Origin of the sequence: Sporichthya polymorpha DSM 43042 (assembly GCF_000384115.1) — a bacterium.
Lineage (GTDB): Bacteria > Actinomycetota > Actinomycetes > Sporichthyales > Sporichthyaceae > Sporichthya > Sporichthya polymorpha.
Window position 1 is genome coordinate 293,142 of the sequence record NZ_KB913029.1, and the last position, 8,245, is coordinate 301,386.

7 protein-coding genes are annotated in these 8,245 nt (G+C 68.4%); 4 read left to right on the forward strand and 3 right to left on the reverse strand.

The annotated features are described in order from the left end of the window. Both SPOPO_RS0101530 and SPOPO_RS0101535 read right to left on the reverse strand, forming a co-directional pair. A partial coding sequence (locus tag SPOPO_RS0101530; protein ID WP_019873021.1) for an ABC transporter permease occupies positions 1-1,788 on the reverse strand: 1,788 nt, incomplete at its 3' end. 158 nt (positions 1,789-1,946) lie between these two features. Further along, positions 1,947-3,218 carry an ABC transporter substrate-binding protein gene (locus SPOPO_RS0101535; RefSeq protein WP_019873022.1) on the reverse strand — a complete coding sequence of 424 codons (1,272 nt, stop codon included), beginning with the start codon at positions 3,216-3,218 and terminating at the stop codon, positions 1,947-1,949. Positions 3,219-3,613: 395 nt separating this feature from the next. Between SPOPO_RS0101535 and SPOPO_RS0101540 the strand changes: the two genes are divergently transcribed. After that, positions 3,614-4,252, forward strand: coding sequence for a TetR/AcrR family transcriptional regulator (locus SPOPO_RS0101540; RefSeq protein ID WP_019873023.1), 639 nt, complete (start codon positions 3,614-3,616; stop codon positions 4,250-4,252). Positions 4,253-4,281: 29 nt separating this feature from the next. Here the strand turns inward: SPOPO_RS0101540 and SPOPO_RS26965 are convergent, their stop codons facing one another. Then, positions 4,282-5,199, reverse strand: a complete 918-nt coding sequence (locus tag SPOPO_RS26965; RefSeq protein WP_019873024.1) for a molybdopterin-dependent oxidoreductase — start codon at positions 5,197-5,199, stop codon at positions 4,282-4,284. A 118-nt stretch (positions 5,200-5,317) separates the two neighbouring features. On the opposite strand from SPOPO_RS26965, the gene istA reads away from it, so the two are divergent. The 3 genes from istA to SPOPO_RS26975 form a co-directional block, all read left to right on the forward strand. Further along, complete coding sequence (gene istA / locus SPOPO_RS31870) at positions 5,318-6,865, forward strand: IS21 family transposase (protein ID WP_211210831.1); 1,548 nt, start codon at positions 5,318-5,320, stop codon at positions 6,863-6,865. Between the two features lie 63 nt (positions 6,866-6,928). Then, the gene (locus tag SPOPO_RS0101555; RefSeq protein ID WP_019873025.1) at positions 6,929-7,264 is read left to right on the forward strand and encodes a hypothetical protein; all 336 of its coding nucleotides are present in this window, start codon (positions 6,929-6,931) and stop codon (positions 7,262-7,264) included. Further along, on the forward strand, positions 7,255-8,245 hold a 991-nt coding region (locus tag SPOPO_RS26975; RefSeq protein WP_019873026.1), incomplete at its 3' end, for a DDE-type integrase/transposase/recombinase. The genes SPOPO_RS0101555 and SPOPO_RS26975, both read left to right, overlap by 10 nt.

An 8,245-nucleotide genomic window follows, 5' to 3' on the forward strand; every position in this document is an offset into this window, starting at 1 on the left:
CTGCGTCCGCTGGGCCCCGTTGCCGGTGTCGGCGGTGCCCTGAATGACGGCCGGCAGCACGATGAACAACGGCCCGGCGATGACGGCGCCCGCCAGTGACGTGATGCCCCCGACAACGGTGAAGAGCAGGAGATTGATCGACAGATTGACCGCGAAGTCGGTCGGTCGGAAGCCGGTGAGCAGGATGCCGTAGATGGCTCCGCCCAAGCCCGCGACGGCGGAGGCCATGACGAACGCGGCCATCTTGATCCGGCTCGCGTACCCGCCGAACTGGGCGATGAGGAGCGGCTCGTCACGCGCGATGAGCAGGAAGGTACCGAACACCGAGCGCCGGACGTTCCAAGCCGCCAGAAAGACCAGTGCCGTGGCGGCGGCGATGAGGACATAGAGCTTTCGCTCCTGGGTGATGTCCAGACCGAACAACGTGTCCCGCGGGAGGGTTCCCTGCAGTTCCGGCCTTGTGAACAGGAACGTGCTGGCCCAAGCCCCGAAGGCCAGGGAGACAATGGCGAACTGGGGGCCGGTCACCCGCAGCGCGGGCAGACCGGCGACAGCGCCCGCCACGGTGGCGAACAGGATGGCGCCGAGCATGGCGTACTCCGTCGGCCACCCCCGCTCGTTCACCAGGTAGAGCGTGCCGTAGGCACCGATGCCCGCGTACGCCGCTTGCATCAGGGTCACCTGTCCGCCCCACCCGGACAACAGGACGAGCGAGACACCCTGGAGCATGTAGAACATCGCGACGGCCCAGACGAAAGCCCAGTACTCGGACTCGCTCGGGCGCTGGATCGCGTGCAGGACGGTCACGGCCACCAGGGCGATCACGAGGATTTGGGCGACCGGGCGGAGCTGCCGCCGGGCCTGGCTGTCACGGATCCGCAGTACCCAAGCCGGCCCGCCCGAGCTCTGGCTCAGGCTGAGGCTCGTGTCGGTGTCGACGGTGTACCAGGTCTTGCGCAGGACGAGGATGGCCACCACGGCCAGCAGCGTCACCGTCTCCTGCGCCCCGATGGCGCTCGTCACCTGAACGGTCAGGCTCTCGATGATGCCGAGACCCAGGCCGCCGGCGAAGGTGAGCACCAGGCTACCCAGCCCCGCGAACAGCACGGCGGCGAGCGCCCGCAGTTCGAACAGGGGGAAGGTCCCCACCGAGACCACCGTGGACGGCGCGATCAGGATCCCGGCTACGCCGGAGGACAGCGCCGCGATGAACCAGTTGAGCTGCGAGATCCGGCGCGCCGGAATTCCCATGAGTCGCGCGACGTCGGCGTTGTCGGCGTTGGCGCGGATCGCCCGCCCGAGTCTGGTCCGCTTGAGGAAGATCGCAAGGCCGACCCCGCCGCCGGCCGCCGCAGCGAAGATGGTCAGTTCCTGATAGCCCAGGAAGATCTCGTCACCGACGTTGACCCCGCCGTCATAGAGCCGAGGCGCCCGGGAGGGCAGGCTGCCGTAGATGAGCAGGATCGCGGCGGACGTGGCGCCGAGAACACCGACGGTTACGATGAGACGAGCTGTCGGGCTCGCGTTGCGCACCGGCCGCATGACGAGGCGTTCCACCAGCAGGCCGAAGACGATGGTGACCAGGAGCGCGATCCCAGCCGCAGCGAAAACGCCGTAGGACTTGTCGATCGTGAGGTCCGAGTACACGAAGGCCGCGACCATAGCGAATGCCGCATGCGCCAGCGAAAGCGTGCCCGTGGAGCGGTACATCAGCGTGACGCTGATACCGATCAGCGCATACGCGCTGCCGGAGAAGATCCCAGCAATGATCGCGTTGACCCACTGCATGAAAGAGGTCCGTTTCGTAAGGCGTCGGAGGAGCGCATCCGGTGCTTCGGAAGCCCCCCATCACGTAGGGCGTTCCGGACAGGGCCCCGGTCGCGCGTCGCGGTGTTCAGGCGACGCGTCGCGGTGTTCAGGCGACAGCGCGACCGGGGCGAGGACCTTTAGTACTTGTCGGTGGCGAGCTTGGCGGCGTCGCAGGGACCGATGTAGGGGTTGACACCGATCTCGCCGCCCATGGGCGCCCGCTTGAACCGGTCGGTGCTGGCGTCGTACTTCCACTGGATCATCGTGAAGCTCGAGCCGGGCGACGGCACGGTTCCGCCCTTGCAGTCGGGCCGGAAATTGACCTTCACCGGCTTGCCCATGAAGGTCAAGTTGGTCACGCCCTGGAGCGACTTGACGAGCTGATCCCGCGTGAGGTTGCCGTCTCCTGCGCGGAGCGCCTTTTCGAGCTCGCCCATCAGTGCCCACGCACCGATCGCCGGCGGGGCGGCGAGGTCCGCCTCGGTGCGGGATTCGGCCGGGTGGTAGAGCTTCATCAGCTTGACGTATTCCGGATCGAGCCGGACGGCCCCTCCGTGCCACACACCGTCGGCCGCGCGGCCGGCGAGCTCCGGGATACCAGCTGAGCTGGCGGTCCAGCCACCCCACGCCTTGTTCGGCTTGTAACCGATCCGGGATGCGGCGGCGACACACAAGGTCCAGCCGAAGCTCTGGAAGTCCCAGTAGTCGATGTTCAGAGAGCGCATCTTGTTCAGCAGGGCGGTGCAGTCCAGGTTCGACAGGTTGAACGCATCGACGCTGACCACCTCCATGCCCGCCTTGCGCCATTGCTCCGCGAGGTCGTCCTTCACCGGTGCCAGGTTGAAGATCTCCGTGTCGTACATCAGGGCCACACGGTCGCCCTTGGCGATGGTCTTGTTGTTCAGCAAGCCCCGAATGAAGGCGCCGGTGAACTGATAGGCCGAACCCAGCGCCGGGAACACTGTCGGCTGCTCGGCACCGAACTGCTCCATTGCGCCACCCAGCGAGATCACCGGAAGATTGGCGCGGGTGACGTAGTCGCCGACGCCGACGGTCAGGATCGTCGAGGCCGCCAGCACCTTGTATTCCTCGTTCAGCTTGCGCATGTTCGCCAGCTGGCGGGTCGGCTCCATCCCGTCGTCGAGGGCGATGATTTCCATTTTGCGCCCGCAGTAGCCGCCCCGGCTGTTGAACCATTTCGCGTAGGTGTCGATGGCGGCGAGTTCGGCCTTGCCGAGGAACCCGACGGGGCCCGAGAGCGGGAAGGTACCGCCGATCTTGATCGGCTGCCCGTTGACGGCCGGGTTGCAGGCCACGGCGGCCGGCTTCTGGGCGGCCCCGCCGGATTTGGCGTCGGTCTGCCCGGTCTGCCCGGTCTGCCCGGTCCGGGCGGTTCCGCCGCCCGGCACGGCACTGTCAGTGCCGGCGGGCGCCGTGCCAACGCCGGGACCGCGGCGCTTCCGTCGGTGACCCCAGGAACGGCCTGCGGGTCACCCGCGGTGATCCGCTCTTCACGGCTTCCACAGCCGGTCATCAGCAGGGACGCAGCGGTCAACACCACCGCACATGAGCGCAACCGACTCGTTCTACGCATCTGGAAGGTCCATTCGACGTGGCCGACAGGCCGGAGGGCGAGGGCGGAAATTAACTATGCAATCAGTATGTTCTCTGGATGTTACCCCGGACACAAGGTCTGCGAGCGAATAAATTGATTGGTATGTAAGATCGTGGCCATCTCGACACCATGGGGCCGTGGAACGCGCCTCGCACTGGGGTGGCTAGGAACCCGCGAAGTGGAGGAGCTATGGCCCGTCGCGTCGGCGCAACGGCCGAAGTCACGCGCGAGCAACTTTTGGATGCGGCGGAGGCCCAGTTCAGCCTCAAGGGGTATGCGAGCGCGACCAACCAGGACATCGCGACCGTTGCCGGGCTGACGGCAGGGGCCATCTATCACTACTACGGGTCGAAGGCCGAGCTGTACGCCGCCGTCTGCGAGCGCGCGATCCGCCAACTCGCAGCCCGGTTTCTCACCGACGTCCGCGGTGGCGTGACGCTGGAGGACGCTGTCGCCCGGCTGCTCTTCAGCGCGCTCAGCCATAACCGCCAGCGGCCGAACGTGGCTGGACTCCTGGCCAATTTCCCCATGGAAGCACGGCACCCTGAGGTGAGCGACACCGCCAGGCGGGCCCTCGCTGCCATACGCGAGTTGCTCGGCGATGTCGTCGACGCCATCCCGGACGACCCCCGGATCCGGCACTTCGACCGCGAGGCCCTGATCGACGTCTTCGTCGCGGTGACCGACGGTTTCGCGCGGTTCGCGGCCGAAACCGACACCGAACGCGAGGCGCGCATGCTCACCACGTTCGGCCGTATGCTCGGGATCGAGCCACATCCGCCCGGCGAGGTGCCTGCTACCCGGACCGCGGCCTCTCTGAGCCTCTGAGGTCCGAAGGATGCCCGCCCATCATTGGCTCACGTCATCGTTACTGCGATGGTGTGCCATCCGCTCGCGCCGCTAGGGAAGGGTTGTCTCTCCCCCTGCGGTTGCAATGTCCCCGAGCCGTCGGTAGCCCGGACCCGGAGCACGTGGCGGCCCGGGGTCGCCATCCAGGTGTAGGTCCACAGGCGCCAGCTGTCGACGGACAGTTCTCGCGCCAGGGCGGCGCGCATCCATGGTCCTTCGTCGATCGCCACCTCCACGGCTCGGATCCCACGATGCTGCGACCAGGCCACGCCGCCCACCTGCACCGGCCCTGGTCGCAGCCGGGCTTCACTGCGGGGCGTGTCGATACGGGCCTGGGTGGCGATGGGCGCCGGCTCTGACCATCCGCGCTGGCGCCAGTACGCCGTGAAGGAGTCGAAGCGGGTGAGTTCGATCTCGGTCAGCCACTTGGTCGCCGAGCAGTAGCCATACAGCCCTGAGACGACAAGCCGCGCGGGGAACCCGTGCTCGAATGGAAGCGGTTGCCCGTTCATCCCGAGCGCGATCAGAGCCGGCCGGCCGTCTCGGGCCAACCCGACCGGGAAGCCCGCCGTGAAGTCGTCGGTCGATCGACCGACGAGCTGGTCGGCCACGCCGCGGACCTGGGCGCGATCGAGCACAGTCTGCACCACCCCCTGCCACCGGGCTGTTCCCACCAGGTCTCCACCGACCTGGTTGCCGACGCAGGTGAGGGTGACATCAGCCTGGATCTGGGGCAGTTCGCTTAACTCGGCATACGTCAGCGACAAGGGCTGGTCGACAAGTCCGGTCACCCGCAGCCGCCAGGCATCCAACCCCGGGGTCGGCACACGCAGCGCGGTGTCGATTCGATAGAACTTGTCAGCGCTCACGTAATTCCCCAGGTTGAGCGGGTTGGCGCTCACGTAATTCCCCAGGGTCGCGCTCACGTAATTCCCCAGGTCGGGGTCGGCGTGGCGTGACCTTCGGGGTCCTCGCAGATCGAACTGTTGCTGCCCGTCGGGTCGTGCCGAGCGGGGAGCCTGGATGGCGAGGAGAACGTTCACGATGGTCGATGTGACCGAGTTGCTGGTCCACTGGCATGCGGGCCGCTCGCAGAGCGAGCTGGCCGCCAGCCTGGGACTGGATCGCAAGACTGTGCGGAAGTATCTGGCTCCGGCGATCGCGGCCGGGATCGTGCCCGGGGACACCACGCGGTCGTTGTCGGTGTGGGACTCGTTGGTCGCGGGCTGGTTCCCGGACCTGGTCGATGGGCGCCTGCGGCAAGTGACGTGGCCGGCGATCGAGGCCCACCGGGACTACATCGTCGAGTCACTCAGAGCCGGGGTCACGAAGGGGACGATCCATCAGCGGCTCCGCGACGAGCACGGCCTGGAGGCCTCGTGCGCGTCGTTGAAGCGCTGGATCGCGGCGAACCTGGCCGAGGAGGTGAACCGCTCGCGGGTCACGGTGCTGCGCGGGGAGGTGGCGCCGGGCTCGGAGGCGCAGATCGACTACGGCTATCTGGGCTCGTGGACGGATCCGGCGAGCGGGCGGGTGCGGCGGGTGTGGGCGTTCGTGATGGTGCTCGCCTGCTCGCGGATGATGTTCCTGCGCCCGGTCCTGACGATGGATCAGGCGGCGTGGACGCGAGCGCATGTCGAGGCGTTCGCGTTCTTCGGTGGGGTCCCAGCCCGCCTGGTCCCGGACAACCTGCGCACCGGAGTCGAACGCGCGGACTTGTATGACCCGAAGATCAACCGGTCCTATGCCGAGCTCGCCGCCCACTACGGGGTGTTGATCGACCCCGCCCGCGCGGCCAAGCCGAAGGACAAGGCTCGGGTCGAGCGGCCGATGCCGTATTGCCGGGACTCGTTCTTCCGCGGCCGGTCCTTCACCTCCCTGGCCGCGATGCAGGCCGAGGCGGTTCGCTGGTCGAGTGAGGTCGCCCGGCACGCGGTCGTGCCGTCCACTGGAGGGCGCGGCGCCGGGGAAGGTGTTCGCCGCGCTCGAGGCCCCGGCGCTGGCCCCGTTGCCGGCCGCGCCGTTCGTGCTCGCGCACTGGTCACGGGCCAGGGTCGGCCCGGCGCTCCCCGAGCGGCGCGGCGACATCCACATCAAGATCGGCCGGACCCTGTATTCGGTGCGTGGCGGTTCATCGGCGCCACCGTGGATACCCGCACCACCGCCGACGGCACCGGTGACGGCGGCCACGGGATGGTGCAGATCTTCACCGACGGCGAGCTGATCGCCACCCACGCCTTCCTCGAGCGGGGCAAGCGCACCGACATGGGGCATTACCTGCCGGAGAAGATCGCCTTTCACATGCGCACCCCGACCTGGTGCCGCGAGAAGGCCGGGCGGATCGGGCCGGCCACGGCCGAGGTGGTGGCCACCATGCTGGTCGACAACGCCCTGTTCCGGCAGCGGGCCGCCCAGGGGGTGCTCGGCCTGGCTGACAAGCACGGCCAGTTCAGCCTGGAAGCCGCCGCGGCCAAGGCCCTCGCGGCCGGGGACCCGTCCTACCGGACCATCAAGGGAATCCTCGCCGCCGGGCTGGAATCGGACCCGCTCCCGGCCCCGACCGGCGACGGTGGTCTGCGTCTGAGTTCGTGAGGGTTCTGGCCGGAGAAAAACCCAACCAGGAACCGGTGCGCCTGACCCGGCAGGAGGCCGGCGATGGTGTCCGATCCGAAGATGGGCAACAAGCGACGGCGCCGGTTGGCGCCGAGCGAGAAGTACGAGATCTATGTCGGGCTCCTTTCGGGGCAGTTCACCCAACGCGAGGCCGCGGACAAGGCCGGGGTCGATCGCTCGACGATCGTCACGATCGCCCGGACCGCGAAACAAGGCGCGCTCGATGCCCTGGCCGCTGCAGTGCCGGGCCGGCCAGGTCAGTCCCGGGAGTCGGTCGAGCTGGCCGCGCTCAAGGCGGAGAACGAGCGGCTGCGGGCCACGATCACCGAGCAGGCGGTGGCCCTGCACCTGCACGAGGGAAAAGCGCGTTGGGACTGAACGCCGGCCCGGTCCCGGCCCGCGTAGAGGCACCTGTCAAGGCCGGCCTGCTCGCCCTGATCGAGCACGCCGGCACCGAGGGCTGGCCGGCGGCGAAGTCGTGCCGGCTGCTCGGACTCGACGCCCAGCGGGTGCACCGTTGGCGCGAGCGGGACAAGGCCGGGGCACTGACCGATGCCCGCCCGGGCGGGTGCGTGCACGGCCTGCTGCCCGCCGAACGCGAAGCCATCGTGGCCCTGGCCGACGCGTGGGGCGAGGTCGACCGTTCGCACCGCAAGCTCGCGCACCGCGGCTCCCGCCTCGGCGTCGTGCACGTCTCGGAGTCCACGATGCTGCGCACGCTGAGCGCCGAAGGTCTTGTCCTGCCAGGGAAACCAGCCCGCGAACCGGTCGTGCGGGCACCGTGGCCGGACTGGGTCGCGTGGAAGCCAAACGTCGTGTGGTGCTACGACTTCACCCACTTCACCCTGGCCCGCCGGGTCGCGGTCGCGATCATCGACGTGGTCTCCCGCCGCTGGATGACCACCCTGGTCTCGACCGAGGAGACCTCGACCCAGGTCGAGGTCGCCTTCACCCAGGCGCTGACCGAGGCCGGGCTCGCGGACCTGATCGATCACCGCCTACTCGCCGCCCTGCGCGACGGCAGCGCCGAGGTCGACGCTCTCGATGACGACGCCGTCCCGGTGCTGCTGGCCATGAGCGACAACGGCCCACAGATGCGCTCGCACACCACCCGCGAGTTCCTCGCCGCCTGCGCGATCGCCCGACGCTTCGGCCGCCCAGGCACCCCGAGTGATCAGGCCTGGATCGAATCGCTGTTCAGCCACATCAAGGGCGAATGGCCGCACCTGGAGAAGATCCGTGACCCCGGCGAGCTCGAGCTCGAAATGACCCGCGTCCGGATCGAGTACAACACTGTGCGCCTGCACGCCGGCATCGGCTACGTCACCCCCGACGACGAACACCACGGCCGCGGCGACG